This is a genomic window from Sphingomicrobium sp. (assembly GCA_036563485.1).
Classification (GTDB): Bacteria; Pseudomonadota; Alphaproteobacteria; order Sphingomonadales; family Sphingomonadaceae; genus Sphingomicrobium.
Genome location: DATCMI010000001.1, coordinates 402,653 through 426,792, shown reverse-complemented (window position 1 = coordinate 426,792; position 24,140 = coordinate 402,653). Strand labels below are relative to the sequence as shown.

Genomic DNA, 24,140 nt, shown 5'->3' with positions numbered 1-24,140 from the left:
CGCGTGAACGCCATTCAGCCGGAACTCGTCGCGGAAGGGCCGGGGGTGCCGGGTGGCGAGGTCGAGCTAGCAATCCTCATGCGCACCAGCCCCGGCTGGCACGGTTATTGGCAGAATCCCGGCGATGCCGGCCTGCCGATGGACGTCGAGTGGATGCTCCCCAACGGCTTCTCCGTCGCTCCACTTCGTTATCCGGTGCCGTCGCGGCTGACGGTCGCCGGCCTGATGAACTATGTGTACGAGCGCGATTATGCGGTGCTGACCCGGCTCAAGGTACCGCCCGCTGCCGGCGGGCAGGTGCAGATCCGGGCGAAGGCGCGCTGGCTCGCCTGTACCGACAAGATCTGCGTGCCCGAACAGGGCGAGTTCTCGCTCAACCTGCCGACCGGCGGCCTCGCGCCCATGGACACCAGGTTCAATGAATGGCGCCAGGCACTCCCGCGGCCGCTATCGACGCCTGCACACTTCGCAGTGGCCGACGGCAAGCTGCGGGTCGCGATCCCGCTGCCGGCGAGCGTCGCGGTCGAGGATGCCTATCTCTTCCCGATCACCGACAATGCCGTCGACTATGAAGCCCCGCAGGCGTTCTTCCGGGCAGGCGATACGCTGATCGCCGAGCTTCAGCCGAAGGGGAATGTACGGGGCAAGTTCGCCGGCGTGCTCGAATACGGCAATGGTCAGGGGCTCGAGTTCCAGGCGCAGCCCGGCACCGTACCTGAAGGTGGAAAGCGGCTGGGCGACATCGGCGCGACTGCGGTCCTCTGGGCGGTGCTCGGCGCGATCGCTGGCGGCATCCTCCTGAACCTGATGCCCTGCGTGTGCCCGATCCTTGCACTGAAGGCGCTTCATCTCTCGCGTGCAGGCGGGGAGGCGTCGCATGCCCGGTCGGATGCGCTGGCCTATACCGCCGGGGCGATGGTCGGGACGGGCGCGCTTGGTGCCGTGCTCCTCGCCATTCGCGCGGCGGGGGCGGAGGCGGGCTGGGCTTTCCAGCTTCAGGACCCGCGCACGATCATCCTTCTGTTGCTGCTGGCGGTCGCGATCACCGCGAACCTGCTCGGCCTGTTCGAGCTACCCGTCGTCGCCGGGAGCGCGCGTCCGGCGGGAAGCTTCGGAACCGGCGCGCTGGCCGCCTTCGTTGCGACGCCATGCGCGGGGCCGTTCCTCGGCGCGGCGCTTGGGACCGCGCTGCTCCTGCCGCCGCTCGGCTCAGTGTTCGTGTTCGCGGCGCTTGGGCTCGGCCTCGCGGTCCCGTTCCTGCTTGTCTCTTTCGTACCAGCGCTGAGGCGCAGGCTTCCGAAGCCCGGGCCTTGGATGAAGCGGCTCCAGCGCTTCCTCGCCATTCCGATGGCTGCGAGCGCGCTTGCCGCGCTTTGGCTACTCTATCGGCTGGCCGGCGAGCGCGGGCTGCTGCTCGGCGGAGTCTTGAGCGCGGCTCTCCTGCTGGTGCTCTGGTTCAGCGGTCGTCGTGAGCGCGGCGGTGCATACGCGGCCCTAGCTGCCCTTGTGCTGGTCGGTATCGGCGTTTCGCTCGTACCGGCGCGCACCGCTGCAAGCGCCCGAGCGCTTGCCGGCGCAGAGCCGTGGAGCCACGACCGCGTTGCCGCCTACGGGCGCCAAGGAAAGCCGGTGTTCGTCTATTTCACGGCCGACTGGTGCCTGACCTGCAAGGTCAATGAAGCGGGAGCCATCGACCGCGCCGAAGTGCGCAAGGCGTTCCGCGACGCCGACGTGAAGGTTCTCGCAGGCGACTGGACCGACGGCGACCCGGCAATCACCCGCTTCCTCGAAAGCCGCGGCCGCGCCGGCGTGCCGCTCTACCTCTGGTACGAGCCCGGGCGGCAAGCCGAAGAGCTGCCGCAGGTGCTCACGCCATCGATGCTTACCGCCCGCGCTCGCCGCGCTGCGCCTCGACAGGGCGGCTGAACAGCTTCTTGCCCGCGACCCAGGTTTCCACCACCTGGGTCCGCGCGAGTGCCTGCGGATCGGCAGTGCTGACGTCGCGGTCGACGACGATGAAGTCGGCCCACTGGCCGGGATCGAGCGAGCCGACCTTGGCTTCCGCGAACCCGGCATAAGCGGCGCCGCGCGTGTAGGCGTGCAGCGCTTGGGCGAATGACAGGCGCTGTTCGGGCAGCCAGCCGCCCGCCGGCTCACCGTTCATGTCCTGTCTGCTGACCGCGGCGGCAAGCCCCGGGAACGGATTGGGTGACTCAACCGGGAAATCGGTCCCGAACGCCAGCCGTGCGCCGCTCTTCAGCACGCTTTGCCAGGCATAGGCGCCGGCGAGGCGATCTTGGCCGAGCCGCGCTTCGGCCATCAGCCGGTCGCTGGTCTGGTGAACCGGCTGCATCGACGCGATGATGCCATTGCGGGCGAGGCGCGGGATGTCCGCCGGATCGGCGATCTGGAAGTGCTCGATCCGCCAGCGGCTCGCGCCCGGGCAGACCGGCTTCAGCGTTTCGTAGGTGCGGATGACCTGGTCGTTCGCCGCATCGCCGATCGCGTGGATGGCGAGCTGGAAACCTGGAGAACAAGCGGTGCGCGCGAGCGAGAGCAGTTCGGCATCCGAATGGAACTGGAGCCCACGTGTGTCGGGTTTGTCGGCATAAGGGCGCTTCAGCCAAGCGCCGCGCGACCCGAGCGCGCCGTCGGCATACAGCTTGACGCCGCCCATGCGCAGCCGATCCCCGAACTGCCAATCGCCGGCTTTGCGGAAGCGCTGGAGCGGCTCAACGCCCGCGGCATAGGACATGATTCGAACCATGAGGCGCCCGTTCACGCCGGCGCGGTCGAAAGTCCGCCAATCGTCGAGCGTGGTGCCCATATCGGCTGCGCTTGTGACGCCGACCGCCAGCAGCGCCTCCTGAGCCTTCTCCAGCGCCTGATCGCGCTGCTCCGAGGAAGGCGCGGGCACCTTTTTGGCGACGAGCTCAGTGGCCGCATCGATCAGCAAACCGGTGGGATTGCCGCGCGAATCGCGCTCGATCTTGCCGCCGGCGGGATCCTTGGTTCCGGCCGTAACACCCGCAGCACGCAGGGCTGCGCTGTTCACCACGATGGCGTGACCATCGACCCGCTCAAGCACCACCGGACGATCCTTGACGATGACGTCGAGGTCGGCAGCGGTGGGGAACCGCTTTTCGCTCCACAGCTCCTGGTTCCAGCCGCGGCCGGTCAGCCATCGATCCTGCCTATGCGCAGCGGCATAGTCGCGCAGCCTGCCTTGCAAATCGGCGATCGATCCGGTGCCGGTCAGGTCGAGCTGAATAAGCGCGAAGCCGAGGCCCATCACGTGGCCGTGCCCGTCGACGATACCGGGGAGAAGCGTCCGCCCTTGGCCGTCGATGTGGCTGGTGATGTTGGCGAGCCGCACCAGCTCGGGGTTCTGGAGCAGCTGCCGGACCTTGCCGTCGTCGCCGATCACGATCGCCCGGAACGTCTGCAGCTTTCCATCGGGGCCGACCTGCAGCCCGTTGATATTGTCGATGAGCGTGTCGGCGTTGGCGGCCGAGGCGAGGAGCGCGGTCAGCGCAAGCAGCGTCTTCTTCATCACCGCCGCTTAGCATTGTTCCAGACCAAGTGAACCGCTACGCCTCGCCGCCGATGATGCAGGTCCCGACGATCGACGATATCCGCGCCGCCGCCGAGCGGATCCAGGGCGCGGTAATCCGCACGCCCATGCTGATGAGCCGGACTTTGTCCGAACTCATCGGCGCCGAAGTCTGGCTGAAGTTCGAAAACCTCCAGTTCACCGCCGCCTACAAGGAGCGCGGCGCCCTCAACAAATTGCTGCAGCTCACCGAAGAGGAGCGCGCGCGCGGCGTGATCGCCGCGTCGGCCGGCAACCATTCCCAGGCCGTCGCCTACCACGCCAAGCGCCTCGGCATCCCCACCACCATCGTCATGCCGGAGCCGACGCCGAGCATGAAGGTGATGCAGACCGCCGGCCATGGCGCCGAGGTCGTTCTCCACGGCGCCATGTTCGACGACGCTTATGCGCACGCGCGCCAGCTGGAACGCGACAAAGGCTATGTGTTCGTCCACCCGTTCGATGACCCGCAGATCATCGCCGGCGCGGGCACTGTCGGCATCGAAATGCTCGAAGATGCGCCGGACCTCGACATGATCGTCGTGCCGATCGGCGGCGGCGGGCTGATGTCGGGCGTGGCGATTGCGATGCGAGCGCTGAAGCCCGAAGTCGAGCTGATCGGTGTCGAGGCGGAGCTTTACCCGTCGATGAAGTGCGCGATCGAGGGCTGCGACATGGCGCTCGGCGGCGACACGCTCGCCGAAGGCATCGCCGTCAAGCAGCCGGGCGAGCTGACGTCGCACATCCTCAAGGAACTCGCGGACGAAGTCGTGCTGGTGCCGGAACGCGACATCGAGCGCGCCGTCGCGATGCTGGTCGGCATCGAAAAGACCGTCGTCGAGGGCGCGGGGGCGGCGGGGCTGGCGGCGATGCTCGCCTATCCGGAGCGCTTCCGCGGCAAGAAGGTCGCCACGCTTTTGTGCGGCGGCAATATCGACACGCACCTGCTCGCCAACGTGCTCGTGCGCGACCTGGTCCGGCAGGGGCGGATCGCGCGCCTGCGCGTCGCTGCGCAGGACCGGCCCGGCGCGCTCGCCGCGATCACGCGGCAGGTGTTCGAAGCCGGCGCCAACATTATCGAAGTCAACCACAGCCGCATCTTCACGCGCCTGCCCGCGAAGGACACGGTGATCGAGGTCGAGGTGGAAGCCCGCGACCCGCAAACTATCGACGACGTGGTGGCCCGGCTTGAAGCGACCGGGTTCAGCGTGGAGCGCGCTTCGCTCGACTGATTTTCAGTCGGCCCGCCGACACTTCCCTGTCCCTTGTAGGGACAATGGCCAGATGCTGCATTTTTGACGGCTCCAAAGCCTTTTCAATGGCGTTTACCAACCGCATAAAGAGGTCACTAACCATCCAAGAGAGGTCGCCCGGGTGAGCGCACCCTTCCGGTTCCCGAAGTTCTTCGTCACGAACCCCAGTCCGTGCCCCTATTTGCCGGGCAAGGTCGAACGGAAGGTATTCACCGAACTCACCGGCCGCCACGCGAGCGAATTGAACGAGGCACTTGGCCGGATCGGCTTCCGCCGCAGCCAATCGGTGGCGTACCGGCCGAGCTGCGTCGACTGCTCCGCCTGCGTTTCCGTTCGCGTGCTCGCTGCCGAATTCGAGGCGACCGCGACCCAGCGCAAGCAGCTTCGGCGCAACGGCGATATCGAGGTCAGCGCCTGCAAGCCGTGGACGACCGAAGAACAATATCAGCTGCTCCGCCGCTACCTTGCGGCTCGTCATCCCGGCGGCGGCATGGCGGAAATGGACGAGAGCGACTTTGCCGACATGGTCGAGCAGACGCCGGTCCGTACCTTCATGATCGAATATCGCGAACCTTCGGTTGATGGACGGCCCGGCCGCCTGGTCGGCGCCTGCTTGTCGGACCAGCAGAGCGACGGGCTGTCGATGATCTACAGCTTCTTCGATGTCGGTCCCGACGCCCGCAAGGGGCTGGGCACCTACATCATCCTCGACCACATCGTCCGCGCGGCGCGCGCTGCGCTCCCTTACGTCTATCTTGGATATTGGGTCGAAGGTTCGACGCGCATGGCCTACAAGACCGGCTTCCGCCCGCTCGAGCGGCTCGGCCGCGACGGCTGGCGCAAGATGGAAGATGCGGAGATCGAGGAAGCGAAGCGTACGATTGCGCTGCCGGTTCGCCGCCCGCGCAACAAGCTGCTCATCGACGCATAAAAAAAAGGCGGAGCCCGAAGGCCCCGCCTTTCCCTCTCCCCTTTGAAGGCGTTTACGCGACCGCTGCCTCGGCCATCGGTTCGCTGACTTCGTCGGCGTCGCGCAGCACATAGCCGCGGCCCCAGACAGTCTCGATATAATTGGCGCCGCCGCAAGCGAGGCTCAGCTTCTTGCGCAGCTTGCAGATGAAGACGTCGATGATCTTGAGTTCGGGCTCGTCCATCCCGCCGTAGAGATGGTTGAGGAACATTTCCTTGGTCAGCGTGGTGCCTTTGCGGAGCGAAAGCAGCTCCAGCATCGCATATTCCTTGCCGGTCAGGTGCACGCGGGCGCCATCGACCTCAACGGTCTTGGCGTCCAGGTTCACGGCGAGCTTGCCGGTCCGGATGACCGATTGGCTGTGGCCCTTGGAGCGGCGGACGATCGCGTGAATGCGGGCAACCAGCTCGTCCCGGTGGAACGGCTTGGTCACATAATCGTCGGCGCCGAAGCCGAGCGCGCGAACCTTGCTGTCCATTTCGCCAATGCCGGAAAGGATCAGGACCGGGGTCGAGACCTTCGCGGTGCGTACCTTTTTGAGCACGTCATAACCGTGCATGTCGGGCAGGTTCAGGTCGAGAAGGATGATGTCGTAGTCATAGAGCTTGGCGAGGTCCAAGCCCTCTTCCCCAAGGTCCGTCGTGTAGACATTGAAGCCTTCGGTGCCGAGCATCAGCTCGATGCTCTTGGCAGTGGTCGGCTCGTCTTCGATCAGCAGTACGCGCATGTGCGGTCCCCCCTCCGCGGCCCAAAAGCGTTACGCGCTCTTAACGGCCTTGAAGCGTCCATTAACCATTCGAGGTCTGAAGGGAAAAGGTTAATAATTCCTAACCGCCTGGATTCCTTGGATTCGTTGCAAAGGAGTCACAAGCGTCAGCGGAGCATGTCCTGGGGACATGCGAGCAGGACGCTCACTGCAACGGGTTTATCGACGGACGAACAGGGCTATGGCGCTCCGGTGATACTCTCGGACCGCATCATCTTCATCGACGGCGAGGCGATCGTCATCGACAAGCCCGCGGGGCTTCCGGTGGATCAGCCGCGCCGCGGGGGTGAGGCAATTGCCACCAAATTGGATGAGCTTCGCTGCGGCTTCAAACGTCCACCCACGCCGATGCACAGGCTCGACACTGACACGAGCGGCTGCCTGCTGTTCGCCCGCTCAGCCAAGTCGCGTGCCCGTTTCCAGCAGGCGTTCGAAGCGCGTGCAGTCGAGAAATTCTATCTCGCCGTTGTCGCTAGCGAACTCGAGGAAGGAGAGGGAACGATCGACGTTTCGCTCGCCAAGCATTCGAGCGCCGAGGCGGGGTGGAAGATGATCGCCGATGCAAAAGGGTTGCCCGCCACGACGGAGTGGCGGCGGCTGGCCGTTCGGGACGGCACGACCCTCGTCGAGTTCAAGCCGCTGACTGGGCGCACCCACCAGATCCGCGCTCACGCTCGGGAGGCGTTCGGTCGGGGCATTGTCGGCGACCGAGTCTACGGCGTCCCCGGCGGGCCAATGTTGCTGCACGCATCGCGGCTCGTCGTGCCACGCGACGGCAAGGCGGCGATCGACGTCGTGGCGCCGCTACCCGCACATTTCGGCGAATGGGGCCATGCGGCCTGAGGACGTCATCATCCCGGATGAGGCGCTGAGCGAGAGCTTCCTGGCGGCCACCGGGCCGGGTGGCCAGAACGTCAATAAGGTCGCCACCGCGGTCCAGCTGCGGGTCGACCTGTTCAAGCTCGGACTTCATCCGAACGCATATGAGCGCCTGAAGCAGATCGCCGGAAGCAAGGTGACGAGTGCCGGCGAATTGCTGATCACGGCCCGGCGCTTCCGCACGCAGGAGGCGAACCGGACCGACGCACGTCGCCGTCTGGCGGAGATGATCGCCGCTGCCCATATGGTCCAGGCAAAGCGCAAGCCGACGCGGCCAAGCCGTGCCGCCAAGGCTCAGCGCGTCGACAAGAAGAAGCAACGCAGCGCCGTCAAACAGGCGCGCGGAAAGGTGACCGACTTTTGACCTACGACTTCCGCATCGAGGCTGCCGACCCGGCGACCATGTACGCCGACCTCGCGAGCGCGCTCGAGGGGCTGGTGACCGGCGAGCCGGACCCGATCGCCAACATGGCCAACGCCGCGGCGCTCATTTGGGAAACGCTGCCTGACCTCAATTGGGCGGGCTTTTACCGCAATGTTGGGGGCGAGCTGGTGCTCGGACCGTTCCAGGGCCGCCCGGCCTGCATCCGGATCAGGTTCGGCGAGGGTGTCTGCGGCGCCGCCGCCGAAACGCGGCAGGTGCAGCGCGTCGACGATGTTCACGCATTCCCCGGTCACATCGCCTGCGATTCCGCTTCGGCCAGCGAACTGGTGGTGCCGATCGTCCGCGCTGATGGCGAGCTGGTTGGCGTGCTCGACCTCGACAGCCCCCGGCCCAGCCGCTTCAGCGAAGAAGACGAAGCCGGGTGCGTCCGGCTTGCCGATATCCTCGCGAAAGTCCTCTAGCTCAGCTGCTCGAGCCGCTCGTCGCTGAGGCTGCCGGGGATGATCATCACCGGACAGGGCAGCTTGCCGGCATCGGTGCCGGTAAAGTGGGCGACCAGCACGCCGGGACTGCCGCTGGGCGCCGTGCCCAGCACCAGCGCGGCGACTTCGTCTCGCCCCGCGAGATAGTCGCGCACGGTCCGTACCGGGTCCCCCTGCTGAACGACGATATTCGCTTCAACGCCCGATTCATCGAGGATCTCGCCGATCGCCGCGCTGACCACGCCCTGGATGCGCAGCCGTTGCTCTTCCTCGATCGCGGCCTGGACGCCGCCGAACTGCACGAAGTCCTGCGGTTCGACGATACCGAGCACTTCGACCCGCCCGCCGGTCTTCGACGCACGGCGGCCGGCAAAGCGCAGCGCGACGCGCGCTTCCCGGCTGTCGTCCACCACGACGAGGTAGGTGCGTTTCGGCGTCTCGGCCCCCATGGCGCCAAGTGCTGCGTTAAACGGGACTTAAGCGCAAGCGGCGGATGAGATTTCGCCGCAGGGTTGACCGCAACCGCCGCATTGGCTTTGAGCCCCATCAGCCTTCGCGTCACGGACAGCAGCCCATGCCCATCGAACTCAAGATGCCTGCCCTTTCCCCGACCATGGAGGAGGGGACTCTTGCCAAATGGCTGGTCAAGGAAGGCGACGAGGTGAAGTCCGGCGATATCCTCGCCGAGATCGAGACCGACAAGGCGACGATGGAGTTCGAGGCCGTCGACGAAGGCAAGGTCGCCAAGATCCTCGTGGCCGAAGGCACAGACGGGGTGAAGGTCGGTGCGCCTATCGCGATCCTTGCCGGCGAGGGCGAAGATGCGTCGGCAGCAAGTGTGCCGGCCGCCGCGCCCGAGGAGGCAAAGCCGCAGGCCGCACCGACGCCTGAACCGCAGGAGCGCGGCTATGGGGCCGACCCGGTCGCCGACAAGCCGCTCGAGAAAGCGCCGGTCGAGACGCCTGCCGCGCCGAGCAAGCCGGCTGAGGCACATGGCGGCGAGCGTATCAAGGCGTCGCCGCTGGCTCGCCGCCTGGCCGAGGCGCAGGGTATCGACCTCGCTTCGCTTCAGGGCAGCGGGCCGGGCGGGCGCATCGTCCGTGCCGACGTCGATGCTGCCGCGGGCAAGCCGAAGCCAGCTGCAGCGGCGGCAAGCCAGCCGCAACCGATTGCGGCGCCTGCGCCTGTCGATCCGGGCGACATCCCGCACGAAACCGTCAAGCTCAGCAACATGCGCAAGACGATCGCGCGGCGCCTGACCGAGTCCAAGCAGCAAATCCCGCACATCTATCTGACCGTCGACGTGCAGCTGGATGCGCTGCTGAAGCTGCGCGGCGAACTGAACGCGAGCCTTGCGGCGCGCGACGTGAAGCTCAGCGTCAACGACTTGCTGATCAAGGCGCTCGCCATCTCGTTGATCGACGTGCCGGAATGCAACGTCAGCTTCGCCGGCGATCAGCTGATCAAGTACAGCCGCGCGGACATCTCCGTGGCGGTCAGCATCCCTAACGGGCTGATCACGCCGATCGTCAAGAATGCCGACGGCAAGGCCGTGTCCGCGATCTCGAACGAGATGAAGGACCTCGCGAGCCGCGCCAAGGAAGGCAAGCTGCAGCCCGAGGAATATCAGGGCGGCACCGCGAGCCTGTCGAACATGGGCATGTACGGCATCAAGCAGTTCGAAGCCGTCATCAATCCCCCGCAGGGGATGATCATGGCGATCGGCGCCGGCGAGAAGCGGCCCTACGTCATCAACGACTCGCTCCAGATCGCGACGATCATGAGCGCGACCGGCAGCTTCGACCACCGGGCGATCGACGGTGCGGACGGCGCGAGGCTGATGAAGCGCTTCAAGGAACTCGTCGAAAGCCCGCTGGGGATGCTGGCCTGATGTATCTGCCGCTCCGGCTGGCAGCCTCGCTGCCGATCGGAATCGTGTTCTTGGGTGCAGTCGTGGTCGGCCTGGCAACCGCGCAGGGGCGCCAGCTTCATCCAGTATATGGCTATCCCAACGCCATGCTCATCGCGTTCCTTGCGGCCATCCCGGCGTTGCTTCTGGTGCTGCCCAACATCGCAGGAGCGCTTGCCGCCAATCACTTTGCGAACAGCAGCGTCCTCGCGTTCATCGCCATCTTCGTCGCCGTCTTTGCGCTCGGCTGCTTCCTCGAAGTCCAGGTCCTGAACTCGATATTTCGCGGCAATTTGGTGGACGCTAACAGCCGGGGCGTCTGGGCCGCCGCGGCGGCGAACATCCTGGTGATGCTTGCAGTGGCTGCGTGGCACGGGCGCGGCACTCATGCCTGATAATATCCCTGTCATCCGGGTCACGGCGATGCCTGCCGATACCAACCCCTATGGCGGCGTGTTCGGCGGGTGGCTGATGGGGCAGCTCGGGCTTGCCTGCGGCTCATTCGCCTCGCGGCGCACCGGCGGGAAGGCTATCCTGGTCGCCGCCGATGCGCTGAAGTTTCCCGGGGCGATGGCCGTTGGCGACGAACTCAGCGTCTATGTCGACCTGTTGAAGCAGGGGCGTACCTCGCTACGCCTCAAGGCCGAAGCGATCGCCCGCGAACGCGATGGGGAGGGCGAGACGCTCGTCGCGGAAGGCGAATTCACATTCGTTGCGCTCGACGCAGCCGGCAAGCCACGGGAAATCGGCAATGGCTGACGTGCTCGCGAATGACGCGCAGCCGACCGCCGCTCCCGGCGCGGTCGACGGCTTTGTATTGAAAGCTGCACTTTTGGGCGCCTGCCTCGCCAGCCTGCTGACCGCAATGGCGGTTGCGGCCGATGCGCGGCTCCACCCGACCGGCGGTCCACTGAATTTCGATGGCATGGGCTTTTTTGGCACCGTGTTTCTCATCGGCGTGATCGTCGGCGCACCTGTTTCGCTGCTCACTCTCTCGGCCGCGATCGCGCTTGCCGGAGGTGAGCGGTTGAGGAGAATCCCAACGGCTGCTGCCGTTATGATCGGCGCTGCCGCCGGAACCGCGCTCCTTTGGCTCGTCCTCGGGTTCGTTGCCGGTGACTGGCGCGATTTTACGACGATCGGATTTGGCGCGTTTTACGGCGCATGCGTCGCCGGCCTCTGGTCGCACCTCGTGCGGAGATGAACTGCAATGGCTGAAACTTACGACCTCATCGTTCTCGGCTCCGGGCCCGGCGGCTATGTCGCCGCGATCCGGGCGGCGCAGCTGGGGCTGAAGACCGCCATCGTCGAGCGGGAGAAGCTGGGCGGCATTTGTCTCAACTGGGGGTGCATCCCGACCAAGGCGCTGCTGCGCACCGCCGAGGTGTTCCACTACATGACCCACCCGGAGGCGTTCGGGCTCAGCAATGAAAAGCCCTCGTTCGACCTCGCCAAGGTGGTCGAGCGCAGCCGCGGCGTCGCGGGCCAGCTCAACCGCGGCGTCACCGGGCTGATGAAGAAGAACAAGATCGCCGTGCACCTGGGCGAGGGGACGATCACCGGTAGAGGCAAGCTGTCGGTGAAGGGCGAGGACGGCAAGGCGACCGAGCTTTCCGCCAAGCACATCATCGTCGCGACCGGTGCGCGCGCTCGCGACCTCCCGTTCGCCAAGGCCGACGGCAAGCGCATCTGGACTTACCGTCATGCGATGACTCCGGCCGAAATGCCGACCGAGCTTCTGGTGATCGGATCGGGTGCGATCGGCATCGAATTCGCCAGCTTTTACTCGGACCTCGGCGCGAAAGTGACGGTCGTCGAGATGCTCGACCGCATCGTTCCCGTCGAGGATGCGGAAGTGAGTGACTTCCTTGCCAAGCAGCTGAAGAAGCAGGGGATGACGCTGCTGACCGGCGCCGGCGTCGAGAGCCTCAAGGCCGACGCCAACGGTGTCGCTGCGACGATCAAGACCGGCGACGGCAAGTCGGCCGAGCATCGCTTCAGCCACTGCATCGTCGCCGTCGGGATCGTCCCCAATACTGAGAATATCGGTCTCGAGGCGCTTGGGATTAAAACGACCAAGGGCCACATCGACACCGACCCGATGTGCCGCACTAACGTGCCCGGCATCTGGGCGATCGGCGACGTCACTGCGCCGCCCTGGCTTGCGCACAAGGCGAGCCACGAGGGCGTCACCGCGGCGGAAGCCATCGCCAAGGAACTGGGCAACAAGGACGTGCACCCGCACGCGCTGGATCCGAAGAACATCCCCGGCTGCACCTACTGCCGGCCGCAGGTGGCGTCGGTCGGCCTGACCGAAGCGAAAGCCAAGGAAGCGGGCTACGAGGTGAAGGTCGGCAAGTTCCCCTTCGTCGGCAACGGCAAGGCGATTGCGCTGGGCGAGGCGGAAGGGTTCATCAAGACGGTGTTCGACGCCAAGACTGGCGAGCTATTGGGCGCGCATATGGTCGGCGCCGAAGTGACCGAGCTGATCCACGGCTATACGCTGGGGAAGACCGCCGAGCTCATCGAGCAGGATTATTTCGAGACGGTCTATCCGCATCCCACCTTGTCGGAGATGCTGCACGAAAGCGCCCTGATGGCTTACGGGCGGGTGATTCACATCTAGACATCTTGCCGGGCCTCCGCGTGGAAGCCCGGCAAGCAAGTCACTGATCAGGCGAGGAAGTAAGAGTCCGCCCACGCCGCATAATCGGCGCGGATGGTATAGCCCATGTCCTTGAAAGCGGCGGCGCTCATCGCGCTGTACGGGTTGGCGCCATCGTTGATGTAGCCGGTCATCAGCTCGTTGTTGAACGTCTCTTCGTCCCAGTGCGAACCGGCCGTGCCCGAGCCGCCTTCCTGCTCGACCGGGATGTACCCGACGCCACCAAGCTTGTGATATTCACTGTTGGCGGTGGTTCCGGTGAACTGCCCGTTGCTGACGAGGCCTAGATTGTCCCAGATCGAGCCGAAGCCGAGGCTGTGCGACATTTCGTGGAGGATCACTTCGCTGAACATGGAGAGGCCCATGTCGGCCACGTCGACCACGTCGAATTGCATCTGCGCCGTCGCCGGCAGCGAGTTGCTGGTGCGGATTGCGGTTGGGCCAGCCTGGCCGAGAATGCCATAGAGGCCGTCGATCTGGCCCAGCTCGGCGGTGATCGTGATGTCGTCGACCGTGGTAACCTTGCCCTTGCTCCGGACGCTGACGTCCTGAAGGTCGCCGATAATTAGGGAGGTCAGGCGGTCGGCCGCGCTGACGAAGATGTTATAATAGTCCTGGGTCCATCCGGTGCCGATGAATTCGATCTTGATGTCGTAGCCGGCAGTGCCGTTCGCAGCGCCGCTGATATAGGGCGAGAAGGTCGTGCCACCGCCGCTACCGCCACCGCCGCCACCACCGCCGGGGCCGCCCTTGGCGGCTGCGACGTCATCGGTGTGGATGATATGGGTAAGGTCGATCCCAGTGATCTTGTCGGTGCTCTGCGGCAGGTTGACCCGCAGGTCGAGACGGGCCTGGCCGGCTTCACGCGCGGCATCTGAACGGGTTGAACTCATTCTCTTATTCTCCCCTATGTGCGAGCCGGATGTCCCGTCCGGCTGCCGGTTTGCATTCGGCAACAGCAGCTTAGCTCCGGTCTGGTGGCTGACAACCCATTGATTCCTGTTTGTTATTTCGGATCCGCATCATTTAATGACGCGGCGAGCGGAGAAGCCCTCGGAACGAAAGTGCGGCCACGCACGATTATCTGGCGACAACGAGAAAGGAGCGGCGCCAGGTGAAAGGCTATTGCGACAATATCGAGCAGCGGACCGTCGAGAACGAGGACTTCCGGCGCGTCCTTTATACCGGTCACAACCTCCAGCTGGTGTTGATGACCCTGCCGCCAGGCTGCGACATCGGATCGGAAGTTCACCCCGACCGCGATCAATTCTTCCGTATCGAGGAAGGCAGCGGGATCGTCGACATCGACGGAGTCGAGAACCGAGTCGAAGACGATTTTGCCGTGATCGTGCCTGCCGGTGCTCGGCACAATGTCCGCAACACGGGCGACAAGCCGCTCCGGCTCTACACCATCTACGGTCCGCCGGAGCACAAGGACGGCGTGGTCCAGTCGACCAAGGAAGAAGCCGACGCGCGTCACCATGATGAAGAATGGGACGGCAAGACCACCGAATAGCCGAGGCTTGTCTCGTCCGAGCAGGTGTCTTACCTATGTACTACACAGGCGAGGTAGGAATTCATGGCTGACGACCCGTTCGAGCGGATGAGACGAGAGTTCGAGCGCGCTCGCGAAGAGGCGCAGCTTGAAATCAAGCGTGCCGGCGAGGAACTGCGCGAGGCCTTTCAGCGCGCGGGCGAGGAGATGCGGCGCGCCGGCGAGCAGTTCCGCAAGGAATTCGAAGCTGCCCGCGAGCAGATTCGGGCGGAAATGGAGCGCGCTCGGGAACGGGCGGACGAGCGGGAGTCGGAAGCTGAAAAGCCCGACCAGGGGGAAGCGCCCGAGCCCGCCAGCAAGCCGAAGAAAGCAAAGGCAAAATCCGCCGCCAAAGCCAAGCCGAAGAAAGACGGCGGCGGCAAGCCCAAGAAGAAGTGAATCCGCCGCTCGGCGGTTGACCGTTAGGCGGCTCGCCGCTATGTGCCCGCCCGTCCGAGCGAGAGGGTCATTTGCGCTCCGCACCGGGCAAAGAGCTGAACGTTGCTCAACAGCGCGTCGCCAGGCGGCCGGACAGGCTGCTCGGCTAACGCGCTTTTTTCTGTTGAGCAAAGTAACCGCCGGGGTTGCCGGCAACGAAAGGTGAAGGGCTTCATGCCAACGATTAACCAGCTGATCCGCAAGGGTCGCGAACCGCAGAAGGCCAAGTCGAAGGTCCCTGCGATGGAGCAGAACCCGCAGAAGCGCGGCGTTTGCACCCGTGTCTATACGACGACCCCGAAGAAGCCGAACTCGGCGCTGCGCAAGGTTGCCAAGGTCCGCCTGACCAACCAGCGCGAAGTGATCAGCTATATCCCGGGCGAAGGCCACAACCTCCAGGAGCACAGCGTCGTGCTGATCCGTGGCGGCCGTGTGCGCGACCTTCCCGGTGTCCGCTACCACGTGCTTCGCGGCGTCCTGGACACGCAGGGCGTGAAGGACCGCAAGCAGTCCCGTTCCAAGTACGGCGCCAAGCGCCCGAAGTAATCGCCAGAGTAAGCCCCGGGCGGATTTTCGAAGTCCCGGACCAGGCTGAAGAGAGAGAAGGAAAGATCCAATGGCTCGTCGTCGTCGCCCAGAGAAGCGCGAGATTCTCCCCGATCCAAAGTTCGGGGATATCGTCCTTTCGAAGTTCATGAACTCCGTCATGCTCGACGGTAAGAAGTCGGTTGCCGAAGGCATCGTTTACGGCGCGCTCGACAATGTCGAGACCCGCATGAAGGTGGAGCCGCTGCGCGTGTTCCACGATGCGCTGAACAACGTGAAGCCCGGCATCGAAGTCCGCAGCCGCCGCGTCGGCGGTGCGACTTACCAGGTGCCGGTCGAAGTCCGTCCGGAGCGTGCCCAGGCGCTGGCGATCCGCTGGCTGATCACGGCGGCGCGCAGCCGTTCGGAGAAGACCATGGCCGGCCGCCTGTCGGGCGAGCTGATGGATGCGTCGCAGAACCGCGGCAATGCCGTGAAGAAGCGCGAGGACACGCACCGCATGGCCGAAGCGAACCGCGCCTTCAGCCACTATCGTTGGTAATTGATCCCGCCGGCTCCGCCGACGGGTGGCGCTGGTAAAAACAATACTTATATCTGGGGAAGCCGGATCCGCCGGCTCCCCACATCGCTAAGGAAAACACGACCATGGCCCGCAGCCATCCGCTCGAGCGTTATCGCAATATCGGCATCATGGCGCACATCGACGCCGGCAAGACGACGACGACGGAGCGCATCCTTTATTACACCGGCAAGTCCTACAAGATCGGCGAGGTCCACGAGGGCACCGCGACCATGGACTGGATGGAGCAGGAGCAGGAGCGGGGCATCACCATCACCTCGGCTGCGACGACCTGTTTCTGGCGCGCCGCGGAAGGCAAGGGCGAAGAGCACCGCATCAACATCATCGACACGCCGGGCCACGTCGACTTCACGATCGAAGTCGAGCGTTCGCTGCGCGTGCTCGACGGCGCGGTTGCCTGCTTCGACGGCGTTGCCGGCGTCGAGCCGCAGTCGGAGACCGTCTGGCGGCAGGCCGACAAATATGGCGTTCCGCGGATGTGCTTCATCAACAAGCTCGACCGCACCGGCGCCAACTTCGACTATTGCGTCCAGTCGATCATCGACCGTCTGGGCGCGCGCCCGGCCGTTCTTTATCTCCCGATCGGCATCGAGAGCGACTTCAAGGGCCTCGTCGACCTGGTCGAGAACCGCGCGATCATCTGGCTCGACGAGAGCCTTGGCGCGAAGTTCGAATATCAGGAGATCCCTGACGAACTGAAGGACAAGGCCGCCGAAGCGCGCACCGCGCTGCTGGAGCTCGCCGTCGAGCAGGACGACGAGGTCATGGAAGCCTATCTCGAGGGCAATGAACCGGACGTCGCGACGCTCAAGAAGCTGATCCGCAAGGGTACGCTCGGCATGGCCTTCGTGCCGGTCGTTTGCGGTTCGGCGTTCAAGAACAAGGGCGTTCAGCCGCTCCTCGACGCTGTCGTCGACTATCTTCCGAGCCCGCTCGACGTTCCGGCGATCAAGGGCCTGCTGCCGAACGGTGAAGAAGCGTCGCGTCCGTCGGACGACGAAGCGCCGTTCTCGGCTCTCGCCTTCAAGATCATGAACGACCCGTTCGTCGGGACTCTCACCTTTGCGCGCATCTATTCGGGCAAGCTCGAAACCGCGTCGCAGGTGATGAACAGCGTCAAGGACAAGAAGGAAAAGGTCGGCCGCATGCTGCTCATGCACGCGAACGACCGTGAGGACATCCAGATGGCCTATGCCGGCGACATCGTCGCCCTTGCGGGTCTGAAGGACACCACGACGGGCGACACGCTTTGCGCGACCACCGCCCCGATCGTGCTGGAGCGGATGGAATTCCCCGATCCGGTCATCGAGCTGTCGGTCGAACCGAAGACCAAGGCCGACCAGGAGAAGATGGGCGTTGCGCTCAACCGTCTCGCTCGCGAAGACCCGTCGTTCCGCGTCAGCACGGACCACGAATCCGGCCAGACCATCATCAAGGGGATGGGCGAGCTCCACCTCGAGATCCTGGTCGACCGCATGAAGCGCGAGTTCAAGGTCGAGGCCAATGTCGGCGCGCCGCAGGTGGCCTATCGCGAATATCTCGCGAAGCCGGTCGAGCTCACCTACACCCACAAGAAGCAGTCGGGTGGCTCGGGTCAGTTCGGCGAGATCAAGATCAACGTGATCCCGGGCGAGCGTGGCTCCGGCTTCCAGTTCTTCGACGAGATCAAGGGCGGCAACGTTCCGAAGGAATATATTCCGTCGGTCGAGAAGGGCCTCCGCGAAACCGCCGAGACCGGCTCGCTGATCGGCTTCCCGATCATCGACTTCGAAGTGCACCTGGTGGACGGCAAGTACCACGACGTCGACTCGTCGGCGCTAGCGTTCGAGATCTGCGCCCGCGGTGCGATGCGCGAAGCGGCCCAGAAGGCCGGCATCAAGCTGCTCGAGCCGATCATGAAGGTGGAAGTGGTGACGCCTGAAGATTATCTCGGCGACGTCATCGGCGACATCAACAGCCGCCGTGGCCAGATCCAGGGCACCGACAGCCGCGGCAACGCACAGGCGGTCGAGGCGATCGTGCCGCTGGCCAACATGTTCGGCTACGTGAACCAGCTGCGTTCCTTCACCCAGGGCCGCGCTCAGTACACGATGCAGTTCTCGCACTATGACGAAGTGCCGCAGAACGTCGCCGACGAGGTGAAGGCGAAGCTGGCGTAAGCGCAAAATTGTAGTTATGGGCGCGCTCGCATTGGGCGGGCCGCCCGATTTTCCAAAAGAAGAGGCGTAAATGGCAAAGGCGAAATTCGAGCGGAACAAGCCGCACGTGAACATCGGGACCATCGGTCACGTCGACCATGGCAAGACGTCGCTGACCGCGGCGATCACCAAGGTGCTGTCGAAGCACGGCGGCGGTGAAGCCGTTGACTTCGCCAACATCGACAAGGCGCCGGAAGAGCGCGAGCGCGGCATCACCATCTCGACCGCTCACGTCGAGTATGAGACCGAAGCTCGCCACTATGCGCACGTCGATTGCCCGGGCCACGCCGACTATGTGAAGAACATGATCACCGGCGCCGCCCAGATGGACGGCGCGATCCTGGTCGTGTCGGCCGCTGACGGCCCGATGCCGCAGACGAAGGAGCACATCCTGCTCGCGGCCCAGGTTGGCGTTCCGACGATGGTCGTCTTCCTCAACAAGGTCGATCAGGTCGACGATCCCGAGCTTCTCGAGCTCGTCGAGCTGGAAATCCGTGAAGAGCTTTCGAAGCGCGGCTTCGACGGCGACAATATTCCGATCGTTGCCGGTTCGGCGCTCGCGGTTCTCGAAGACCGTGACCAGAACATCGGCGACGAGAAGATCATGGAGCTGATGAAGGCGGTCGACGACTGGATCCCGACCCCGGAGCGTCCGCTCGACAAGCCGTTCCTGATGCCGATCGAAGACGTGTTCTCGATCTCGGGCCGCGGCACCGTCGTCACCGGCCGTGTCGAAACCGGCATCATCAAGGTCGGCGAGGAAGTCGAGATCGTCGGCATCCGCGACACCCAGAAGACCGTCGTCACCGGCGTCGAAATGTTCCGCAAGCTGCTCGACCAGGGCCAGGCCGGCGACAACATCGGCGCGCTGCTCCGCGGCGTCGGCCGTGAGGACGTCGAGCGCGGCCAGGTTCTCTGCAAGCCGGGCTCGATCACGCCGCACACCGACTTCCAGGCGGAAGTCTACGTCCTGTCGAAGGACGAGGGCGGCCGTCACACGCCGTTCTTCGCGAACTACCGTCCGCAGTTCTACTTCCGCACGACCGACGTGACGGGCGAAGTGCAGCTGCCGGAAGGCACCGAGATGGTCATGCCGGGCGACAACGTCAGCCTCGGCGTGAAGCTGATCGCTCCGATCGCCATGGACCCGGGCCTCCGCTTCGCGATCCGCGAAGGCGGCCGCACGGTCGGCGCCGGCGTCGTCGGCACGATCTCCAAGTAAGTCTCAGCGCCTTCCAGCGCTGGACAAGACAAGGCCCGGTGCTTCACCCGAAGCGCCGGGCCTTCATTTTCGGCGCGGCACTACGAGGAGCGTATGGCGGACGCAGGAGCAGCTAGGGGCGGGGCGGCACGCGGCGACCTGACGCAGGGGCCGATTGGCAAGACCCTGCTGGCTTTCGCGCTGCCGACGCTCGCCAGTTCCATCCTCCAGTCGCTGAACGGCACGATCAACGCCATTTGGGTCGGGCGATTCCTCGGCGAAGGCGCGCTTGCCGCGACCTCGAACGCCAACATGGTGATGTTCCTGCTTACCGCCTTCGTGTTCGGCTTCGGCATGGCCGCGACCATCCTCGTCGGCCAGGCATGGGGCCGCAAGGACGTCGATCGGGCGCGGCGGATCTTCGGCACCGCGGGCGGGTCCTTCCTGGTCATCACCATCATCATCGCCGCCGCCGGCTATTCACTCGCGCCAGCGATCCTGAGGCTGCTCGGCACGCCGGCGGAAGCCGCACCGCTCGCGCTGGATTATCTGCGGGTGATCTTCCTGGCGATGCCGCCGATGCTGCTGCTGACCATCGCCATGATGGCCCTGCGCGGGGCGGGGGACAGTCTGACGCCCTTGTGGTTCATGATTCTCGCGGTCGTCCTCGACAGCGGCCTCAACCCGGTCTTCATCCTCGGCCTTGGCCCGGCTCCGCGGCTTGGGATCGCCGGCTCGGCCATGGCGACGCTCATCTCCAACTATGCCGCCTTCGTCGCCCTGATCGCTTACATTTACATCCGCGACCTGCCGCTTCGCCTCCGCGGACCCGAGCTCCGCTATTTGTGGTGCGACATGAAGCTGCTGAAGACGATCGTCGTCAAAGGCCTGCCCATGGGCCTGCAGATGATCATCATCTCGGTGTCGGCGCTGGCGCTGGTCGGCCTTGTCAACCGCGAAGGGGTGGCGACAACGGCCGCGTTCGGCGTCGCCATGCAGCTGTGGACCTATGTCCAGATGCCGGCGATGGCGCTCGGCGCAGCAGTCAGCGCGATGGCGGCGCAGAATATCGGCGCCGGCCGCTGGGACCGCGTCGGCCGGATTACCAGCGTCGGCATCGTCCAGACGCTGGCGATCACCAGCGTCCTGATCGTCGCGCTGACGCTTGCCGACCGCGCGGTGCTGGCCTTGTTCATGGGCGCTGACAGTCCGGCGTTGCCGATCGCCCGCCACATCCACGTGGTCGCGACATGGAATTTCCTGCTGTTCGGCGTGATGATGGTGCTGTTCGGAACGGTCCGCGCCAATGGGGCCGTATGGGTACCGCTGATCGTGCTCGCCATCGGCCTAGTGCCGGTTCGCTTCGGTTATATTTTGGCGACCTACGACTCGCTCGGCGCCGATGCGATCTGGACCAGCTTCCCGGTCACCTCCTGCATCAACCTTGCGCTCGCCGTCGCCATCTACCTCCACGGCGGCTGGCGTGAGGCGAGCATGACCATCGACGAGCGGCCGAGCGAGCACGAGTGCACCGAAGAGGCGCTCGCCACCCGCGAGCCTGGCGGCGCGTTGAAACCGGCCGGCTAGGCGCCCCGCGGCGCCGCCACCGTGACAGCGTCGGCAAGCACGCTCACCTCGAAAGGCGTCTCGGGCCCAAGTTCTCCATCGATCGACACGCGCATGCTGGGGCGGGTAGACACGCGCATCCGCTTGCCATGGAATTCCCGGACATTGTCTTGGCGCGACTTGAGCTTGGCCGCGCTCGCAAAATAGCTCCAGCCGAGCTTGATGAGGCTGCGGCCCTCGACGGCCTGAATCACCACTTCGCCGCTGTGTAAGTCGGCGCTTTCGATGAGCTCGACGCCGCCGTGGAAGCGGCCGTTGGCGATTCGCGCCTCGGTCGCCCACAATCGATGGGTCCCGGTCTCGGCCTCGATCTTCAGCCGGAAGGCCTTGAAGCTTGCCGCCGACCATCCGGCCCACAGCAAATAGCCGGTGCGGCCGAGCAGCTTCTTCAGGCCATGCGGCACGGTCTCCGCAACAACGGGCGCCAGGCCGAGTGCGGCATTGTTGAGGAAATAGTCGCCGTTGATCGCCGCCAGGTCGATCTTGCGCGGTTCCCCGTTGGCGATCACGCCGACGGCGCCGTCGAGGTCGAGCGGGAAGCCCAGCGTCCGAGCGAAGCTGTTGGCGGTGCCGAGCGGAAGGAAGGCGAACACCGTGCCGGTGCCGAGGAAATAGTCGATGCTTTCCGACAGCGTGCCGTCGCCGCCGCCGACGATCACCATCGGCGCGCGATCGATCGCAGAAGTGATCTCTCCGGGCAGGGTCTCCGGTTCCTCGACGGCGCGTGCATCGAGCAGCTCGATGCCGGCGGCGGCAAGCTTTTCGCGCGCGGGTTCAAACGCTTCCGCGCCCCTGCGGCTCGCCGCGTTCACGATCAGGATCGCCTGCTTGGGAAGTTCGCCCGTCACCCCCGCGAAAGCGGAGGGCCGGCCGTCTTGTTCCCGCACAAGCGGGATTCCCGCTTTTGTTGGAATGACGCTAGGAGCGCCGCCATGTCCTCCTTCCCCTCTCTCCGCCTGCGCCGCGGCCGCTCGAGCGCATGGATGCGCTCCATGCTTGCCGAAAACCGGCTTCACCCCAGCGATTTCATCTGGCCCGTCTTCATCTGCGAAGGCCGCCAGTGCGAACAGCCGATCGGCGCCCTTCCTGGCGTCAGCCGCTGGAGCGTCGACCGGCTCGGCGCAAAGGCACGCGAAGCCGCCAACCTCGGCATCCCCTGCGTCGCCTTGTTCCCGAACACGCCCGACGATCTGCGCACCGACGATGCGCGCGAGGCGCTGAACCGCGAAAACCTGATCTGCAACGCCATCCGCGCCATCAAGGATGCGGTGCCCGACATCGGCGTGCTCACCGACGTCGCGCTCGATCCTTATACCGCGCACGGCCACGACGGCCTGACTGACGCGGCGGGGAACGTCATCAACGACGATACGGTCGACATCCTCGTGCAGCAGGCGCTGGTCCAGGCGGAAGCGGGGGCGGACATCGTCGCCCCGTCGGACATGATGGACGGGCGCGTCGGCGCGATCCGCGCGGCGCTCGAGCGGGACGGCCACTGCAACGTTGCCATCATGGCCTATTCGGCCAAATATGCGTCGGCTTTCTACGGGCCGTTTCGCGAAGCGGTGGGCAGCCAGGGCCGCCTGAAGGGCGACAAGCGCGGCTACCAGATGAACCCGGCCAATATCGAAGAAGCGCTGCGCGAGGTCGAGCTCGATCTCGCCGAGGGCGCCGACATGGTGATGGTGAAGCCGGGCCTACCCTATCTGGACGTCGTGACGCGGGTGAAGGATGCGTTCGGCGCGCCGACCTTCGCTTACCAGGTGAGCGGCGAGTATGCGATGATCGAACATGCCGCGGCGGCAGGCGCCGGTGACCGCGACGCGCTGATCCTCGAGACCTTGCTCGCCTTCAAGCGGGCCGGCGCGACCGGGGTGCTGACCTATCACGCGCTCGACGCCGCTCGCCTGATCAATGGCTGAGATCGCCGCCGAGACCGAGCGCCTGATTCTTCGCGAGTGGCAGGACGGCGATGCCGAGCGTTTCTACGAGGCACTGAACACGCCGGCGGTGATGCGCCACCTCGGCGGCGCCCAGTCGCGCGACGAGTGGGAAGCCGCCTATCAGCGGATCAGCGGCTTTAGCCGCGACTTCGGCCACACTTTCTGGATCGTCGAGCGCAAGAGCGATGGCGAGCTGCTCGGCTTCTGCGGCCTGAAGCGCGTCAATTCGCCGGGCGCGGGCGACCTCACCGGCACCGCCGAGGTCGGCTGGCGGCTGCGCGAGAGCGCGTGGGGGCAGGGGATCGCCAAGGAAGCGGCGATCGCCAGCCTCGACCTCGCATTCGGCCGCTTCGACTATCCGGAAGTCATCGCGCTCACCGTCGCGGGAAATGAGGGCAGCTGGGGCCTGATGGAACGGCTCGGCATGAAGCGGCGCGCCGACCTCGACTTCATCGACACCCGCTTCGGGCCGGAGCTTAATCCGTCGATTGTCTACTGGATCGACGCGGCCGGATGGCCGGCGGCGCGGGCTGCGGCGCTTAGCTAGCGCAAGCGGTTCTGGACTGCGTCGACGCGGTCCGTCTGCCGCCGTGCAATCCCGGCGATTTCTTCGGCCGCAGATCGGATCGCGGCCAGGTCGTTCGGCGCGATTCCGCCCTGGCTTATCAAGGCGCTCGCGGCGATTGCATCGACATCGGACAATGCGAGCGCCGTTGGGCGACGAGCGGCAATGGCGGCGGACAGCGCCTGCTGCGCGGCAATCCAGCTTTCACTCTGGCGAGCACCGGCCGCGGTCGCGAGCCGCTCCGCCTCGGCGATGGCCGGCGCAAAGGCGGCATCGCCGGCGCGCGCCTGGCCTGCCAGGGCGGCGAGTTGGGCGGCCATGGTCGCGCTGACGGGCTTGTCGTTAAGCGGCCTGACGACGTCGACGCGCGGGTCGATCGCCTCTGCCGCACGGGGCGCCAGCGAAGGATAGGGCCCGCCGGGGGTGGAGCAGCCGGCGACCGCAGTCACGCCGATGATAAGAAGCCGTCGCATGAGCCAAAGGCTCTAAAAGCAAATTGCCGCGTCTGAAAGCGCTCGCGACAAATCCATTTCCGGTCACGCTGCGCTGCAAGGAGCGCGCTTTACACAAAGAGTTTACGAGTGCAGCCTACCCAAGAGGCAGGATCC

At 65.3% G+C, this 24,140-nt stretch carries 26 protein-coding genes; 20 read left to right on the top strand and 6 right to left on the bottom strand.

What is annotated here, in order from left to right; translation table 11 throughout:
• Positions 1 to 3: 3 nt before the first annotated feature.
• Positions 4 to 1,926 (top strand): protein-disulfide reductase DsbD domain-containing protein, encoded by a 1,923-nt coding sequence (locus tag VIL42_02285; GenBank protein ID HEY8591674.1) that lies wholly within the window; start codon positions 4 to 6, stop codon positions 1,924 to 1,926.
• Here VIL42_02285 and VIL42_02280 read toward each other — a convergent pair.
• The gene (locus tag VIL42_02280) at positions 1,883 to 3,553 is read right to left on the bottom strand and encodes an amidohydrolase (GenBank protein HEY8591673.1); all 1,671 of its coding nucleotides are present in this window, start codon (positions 3,551 to 3,553) and stop codon (positions 1,883 to 1,885) included. The two genes, VIL42_02285 and VIL42_02280, sit on opposite strands and share 44 nt — an antisense overlap.
• Positions 3,554 to 3,606: 53 nt before the next feature.
• Here VIL42_02280 and VIL42_02275 point away from each other — a divergent pair, with 53 nt between their 5' ends.
• Positions 3,607 to 4,824, top strand: a complete 1,218-nt coding sequence (locus VIL42_02275) for a threonine ammonia-lyase (protein HEY8591672.1) — start codon at positions 3,607 to 3,609, stop codon at positions 4,822 to 4,824.
• A 142-nt stretch (positions 4,825 to 4,966) separates the two neighbouring features.
• Positions 4,967 to 5,776, top strand: a complete 810-nt coding sequence (locus tag VIL42_02270) for an arginyltransferase (GenBank protein ID HEY8591671.1) — start codon at positions 4,967 to 4,969, stop codon at positions 5,774 to 5,776.
• Between the two features lie 52 nt (positions 5,777 to 5,828).
• Here the strand turns inward: VIL42_02270 and VIL42_02265 are convergent, their stop codons facing one another.
• Positions 5,829 to 6,542 carry a response regulator transcription factor gene (locus tag VIL42_02265; GenBank protein ID HEY8591670.1) on the bottom strand — a complete coding sequence of 238 codons (714 nt, stop codon included), beginning with the start codon at positions 6,540 to 6,542 and terminating at the stop codon, positions 5,829 to 5,831.
• A gap of 156 nt (positions 6,543 to 6,698) precedes the next feature.
• Here VIL42_02265 and VIL42_02260 point away from each other — a divergent pair, with 156 nt between their 5' ends.
• The 3 genes from VIL42_02260 to VIL42_02250 are packed head-to-tail and all read left to right on the top strand — an operon-like array spanning position 6,699 to position 8,306.
• Positions 6,699 to 7,424 carry an RNA pseudouridine synthase gene (locus tag VIL42_02260; GenBank protein HEY8591669.1) on the top strand — a complete coding sequence of 242 codons (726 nt, stop codon included), beginning with the start codon at positions 6,699 to 6,701 and terminating at the stop codon, positions 7,422 to 7,424.
• Positions 7,414 to 7,824, top strand: a complete 411-nt coding sequence (gene arfB / locus VIL42_02255) for an alternative ribosome rescue aminoacyl-tRNA hydrolase ArfB (GenBank protein HEY8591668.1) — start codon at positions 7,414 to 7,416, stop codon at positions 7,822 to 7,824. Before VIL42_02260 ends, arfB begins: the two co-directional genes overlap by 11 nt.
• Positions 7,825 to 7,862: 38 nt before the next feature.
• Complete coding sequence (locus tag VIL42_02250; protein ID HEY8591667.1) at positions 7,863 to 8,306, top strand: GAF domain-containing protein; 444 nt, start codon at positions 7,863 to 7,865, stop codon at positions 8,304 to 8,306.
• On the opposite strand, the gene VIL42_02245 is transcribed toward VIL42_02250, so the two are convergent.
• Positions 8,303 to 8,776, bottom strand: coding sequence for a universal stress protein (locus VIL42_02245; GenBank protein ID HEY8591666.1), 474 nt, complete (start codon positions 8,774 to 8,776; stop codon positions 8,303 to 8,305). The two genes, VIL42_02250 and VIL42_02245, sit on opposite strands and share 4 nt — an antisense overlap.
• Before the next feature lie 125 nt (positions 8,777 to 8,901).
• On the opposite strand from VIL42_02245, the gene VIL42_02240 reads away from it, so the two are divergent.
• From VIL42_02240 to lpdA, 5 genes are read left to right on the top strand one after another with little or no spacing between them, the layout of a single operon-like run.
• Positions 8,902 to 10,218 carry a pyruvate dehydrogenase complex dihydrolipoamide acetyltransferase gene (locus tag VIL42_02240; GenBank protein ID HEY8591665.1) on the top strand — a complete coding sequence of 439 codons (1,317 nt, stop codon included), beginning with the start codon at positions 8,902 to 8,904 and terminating at the stop codon, positions 10,216 to 10,218.
• The gene (locus tag VIL42_02235; protein HEY8591664.1) at positions 10,218 to 10,631 is read left to right on the top strand and encodes a hypothetical protein; all 414 of its coding nucleotides are present in this window, start codon (positions 10,218 to 10,220) and stop codon (positions 10,629 to 10,631) included. The genes VIL42_02240 and VIL42_02235 overlap by 1 nt, the downstream gene beginning before the upstream one ends.
• Positions 10,624 to 10,995, top strand: coding sequence for a hotdog domain-containing protein (locus VIL42_02230; GenBank protein HEY8591663.1), 372 nt, complete (start codon positions 10,624 to 10,626; stop codon positions 10,993 to 10,995). Before VIL42_02235 ends, VIL42_02230 begins: the two co-directional genes overlap by 8 nt.
• A complete protein-coding gene (locus VIL42_02225) occupies positions 10,988 to 11,440 on the top strand; it encodes a hypothetical protein (protein ID HEY8591662.1) in 453 nt (150 codons plus the stop codon). Before VIL42_02230 ends, VIL42_02225 begins: the two co-directional genes overlap by 8 nt.
• 6 nt (positions 11,441 to 11,446) lie before the next feature.
• Complete coding sequence (lpdA, locus tag VIL42_02220; protein HEY8591661.1) at positions 11,447 to 12,862, top strand: dihydrolipoyl dehydrogenase; 1,416 nt, start codon at positions 11,447 to 11,449, stop codon at positions 12,860 to 12,862.
• Between the two features lie 47 nt (positions 12,863 to 12,909).
• Here lpdA and VIL42_02215 read toward each other — a convergent pair whose 3' ends face one another.
• On the bottom strand, positions 12,910 to 13,794 hold the full coding sequence (locus tag VIL42_02215) for a leishmanolysin-related zinc metalloendopeptidase (GenBank protein ID HEY8591660.1): 885 nt from the start codon (positions 13,792 to 13,794) through the stop codon (positions 12,910 to 12,912).
• A gap of 221 nt (positions 13,795 to 14,015) precedes the next feature.
• Here VIL42_02215 and VIL42_02210 point away from each other — a divergent pair, with 221 nt between their 5' ends.
• The 7 genes from VIL42_02210 (at position 14,016) to VIL42_02180 (ending at position 20,985) form a co-directional block, all read left to right on the top strand.
• On the top strand, positions 14,016 to 14,417 hold the full coding sequence (locus VIL42_02210) for a cupin domain-containing protein (protein HEY8591659.1): 402 nt from the start codon (positions 14,016 to 14,018) through the stop codon (positions 14,415 to 14,417).
• Between the two features lie 63 nt (positions 14,418 to 14,480).
• Complete coding sequence (locus VIL42_02205) at positions 14,481 to 14,834, top strand: hypothetical protein (GenBank protein ID HEY8591658.1); 354 nt, start codon at positions 14,481 to 14,483, stop codon at positions 14,832 to 14,834.
• 213 nt (positions 14,835 to 15,047) lie between these two features.
• A complete protein-coding gene (gene rpsL, locus VIL42_02200; GenBank protein ID HEY8591657.1) occupies positions 15,048 to 15,419 on the top strand; it encodes a 30S ribosomal protein S12 in 372 nt (123 codons plus the stop codon).
• Positions 15,420 to 15,489: 70 nt separating this feature from the next.
• Positions 15,490 to 15,960: a 30S ribosomal protein S7 gene (gene rpsG / locus VIL42_02195; protein HEY8591656.1), complete on the top strand. Its 471-nt coding sequence runs from the start codon at positions 15,490 to 15,492 to the stop codon at positions 15,958 to 15,960.
• Positions 15,961 to 16,064: 104 nt separating this feature from the next.
• Positions 16,065 to 18,158: an elongation factor G gene (fusA, locus tag VIL42_02190; GenBank protein ID HEY8591655.1), complete on the top strand. Its 2,094-nt coding sequence runs from the start codon at positions 16,065 to 16,067 to the stop codon at positions 18,156 to 18,158.
• Positions 18,159 to 18,228: 70 nt separating this feature from the next.
• A complete protein-coding gene (gene tuf, locus VIL42_02185) occupies positions 18,229 to 19,419 on the top strand; it encodes an elongation factor Tu (protein ID HEY8591654.1) in 1,191 nt (396 codons plus the stop codon).
• A 93-nt stretch (positions 19,420 to 19,512) separates the two neighbouring features.
• The gene (locus VIL42_02180) at positions 19,513 to 20,985 is read left to right on the top strand and encodes an MATE family efflux transporter (GenBank protein HEY8591653.1); all 1,473 of its coding nucleotides are present in this window, start codon (positions 19,513 to 19,515) and stop codon (positions 20,983 to 20,985) included.
• Here the strand turns inward: VIL42_02180 and VIL42_02175 are convergent.
• A complete protein-coding gene (locus tag VIL42_02175; protein HEY8591652.1) occupies positions 20,982 to 21,911 on the bottom strand; it encodes a YegS/Rv2252/BmrU family lipid kinase in 930 nt (309 codons plus the stop codon). The two genes, VIL42_02180 and VIL42_02175, sit on opposite strands and share 4 nt — an antisense overlap.
• Positions 21,912 to 21,956: 45 nt before the next feature.
• On the opposite strand from VIL42_02175, the gene hemB reads away from it, so the two are divergent.
• Together hemB and VIL42_02165 are read left to right on the top strand one after the other, a co-directional pair.
• Positions 21,957 to 22,946 (top strand): porphobilinogen synthase, encoded by a 990-nt coding sequence (gene hemB / locus VIL42_02170; GenBank protein HEY8591651.1) that lies wholly within the window; start codon positions 21,957 to 21,959, stop codon positions 22,944 to 22,946.
• Entirely contained in the window at positions 22,939 to 23,514 is a 576-nt protein-coding gene (locus tag VIL42_02165) for a GNAT family N-acetyltransferase (GenBank protein HEY8591650.1), read from the top strand. Before hemB ends, VIL42_02165 begins: the two co-directional genes overlap by 8 nt.
• On the opposite strand, the gene VIL42_02160 is transcribed toward VIL42_02165, so the two are convergent.
• Positions 23,511 to 24,005 (bottom strand): hypothetical protein, encoded by a 495-nt coding sequence (locus tag VIL42_02160; protein ID HEY8591649.1) that lies wholly within the window; start codon positions 24,003 to 24,005, stop codon positions 23,511 to 23,513. The genes VIL42_02165 and VIL42_02160 overlap by 4 nt on opposite strands.
• Between the last annotated feature and the right edge of the window lie 135 nt (positions 24,006 to 24,140).

What these genes read in the sequence shown, in the direction of transcription:
- VIL42_02280 (HEY8591673.1), bottom strand. Translation starts at nt 3,553, where the DNA reads ATGAAGAAGACGCTGCTTGCGCTGACCGCGCTCCTCGCCTCGGCCGCC.
- VIL42_02275 (HEY8591672.1), top strand. Translation starts at nt 3,607, where the DNA reads ATGATGCAGGTCCCGACGATCGACGATATCCGCGCCGCCGCCGAGCGG.
- VIL42_02265 (HEY8591670.1), bottom strand. Translation starts at nt 6,542, where the DNA reads ATGCGCGTACTGCTGATCGAAGACGAGCCGACCACTGCCAAGAGCATC.
- VIL42_02260 (HEY8591669.1), top strand. Translation starts at nt 6,699, where the DNA reads ATGTCCTGGGGACATGCGAGCAGGACGCTCACTGCAACGGGTTTATCG.
- arfB (HEY8591668.1), top strand. Translation starts at nt 7,414, where the DNA reads ATGCGGCCTGAGGACGTCATCATCCCGGATGAGGCGCTGAGCGAGAGC.
- VIL42_02250 (HEY8591667.1), top strand. Translation starts at nt 7,863, where the DNA reads ATGTACGCCGACCTCGCGAGCGCGCTCGAGGGGCTGGTGACCGGCGAG.
- VIL42_02245 (HEY8591666.1), bottom strand. Translation starts at nt 8,776, where the DNA reads ATGGGGGCCGAGACGCCGAAACGCACCTACCTCGTCGTGGTGGACGAC.
- VIL42_02240 (HEY8591665.1), top strand. Translation starts at nt 8,902, where the DNA reads ATGCCCATCGAACTCAAGATGCCTGCCCTTTCCCCGACCATGGAGGAG.
- VIL42_02235 (HEY8591664.1), top strand. Translation starts at nt 10,218, where the DNA reads ATGTATCTGCCGCTCCGGCTGGCAGCCTCGCTGCCGATCGGAATCGTG.
- VIL42_02230 (HEY8591663.1), top strand. Translation starts at nt 10,624, where the DNA reads ATGCCTGATAATATCCCTGTCATCCGGGTCACGGCGATGCCTGCCGAT.
- VIL42_02225 (HEY8591662.1), top strand. Translation starts at nt 10,988, where the DNA reads ATGGCTGACGTGCTCGCGAATGACGCGCAGCCGACCGCCGCTCCCGGC.
- lpdA (HEY8591661.1), top strand. Translation starts at nt 11,447, where the DNA reads ATGGCTGAAACTTACGACCTCATCGTTCTCGGCTCCGGGCCCGGCGGC.
- VIL42_02215 (HEY8591660.1), bottom strand. Translation starts at nt 13,794, where the DNA reads ATGAGTTCAACCCGTTCAGATGCCGCGCGTGAAGCCGGCCAGGCCCGT.
- VIL42_02205 (HEY8591658.1), top strand. Translation starts at nt 14,481, where the DNA reads ATGGCTGACGACCCGTTCGAGCGGATGAGACGAGAGTTCGAGCGCGCT.
- rpsL (HEY8591657.1), top strand. Translation starts at nt 15,048, where the DNA reads ATGCCAACGATTAACCAGCTGATCCGCAAGGGTCGCGAACCGCAGAAG.
- rpsG (HEY8591656.1), top strand. Translation starts at nt 15,490, where the DNA reads ATGGCTCGTCGTCGTCGCCCAGAGAAGCGCGAGATTCTCCCCGATCCA.
- fusA (HEY8591655.1), top strand. Translation starts at nt 16,065, where the DNA reads ATGGCCCGCAGCCATCCGCTCGAGCGTTATCGCAATATCGGCATCATG.
- tuf (HEY8591654.1), top strand. Translation starts at nt 18,229, where the DNA reads ATGGCAAAGGCGAAATTCGAGCGGAACAAGCCGCACGTGAACATCGGG.
- VIL42_02180 (HEY8591653.1), top strand. Translation starts at nt 19,513, where the DNA reads ATGGCGGACGCAGGAGCAGCTAGGGGCGGGGCGGCACGCGGCGACCTG.
- hemB (HEY8591651.1), top strand. Translation starts at nt 21,957, where the DNA reads ATGTCCTCCTTCCCCTCTCTCCGCCTGCGCCGCGGCCGCTCGAGCGCA.
- VIL42_02165 (HEY8591650.1), top strand. Translation starts at nt 22,939, where the DNA reads ATGGCTGAGATCGCCGCCGAGACCGAGCGCCTGATTCTTCGCGAGTGG.
- VIL42_02160 (HEY8591649.1), bottom strand. Translation starts at nt 24,005, where the DNA reads ATGCGACGGCTTCTTATCATCGGCGTGACTGCGGTCGCCGGCTGCTCC.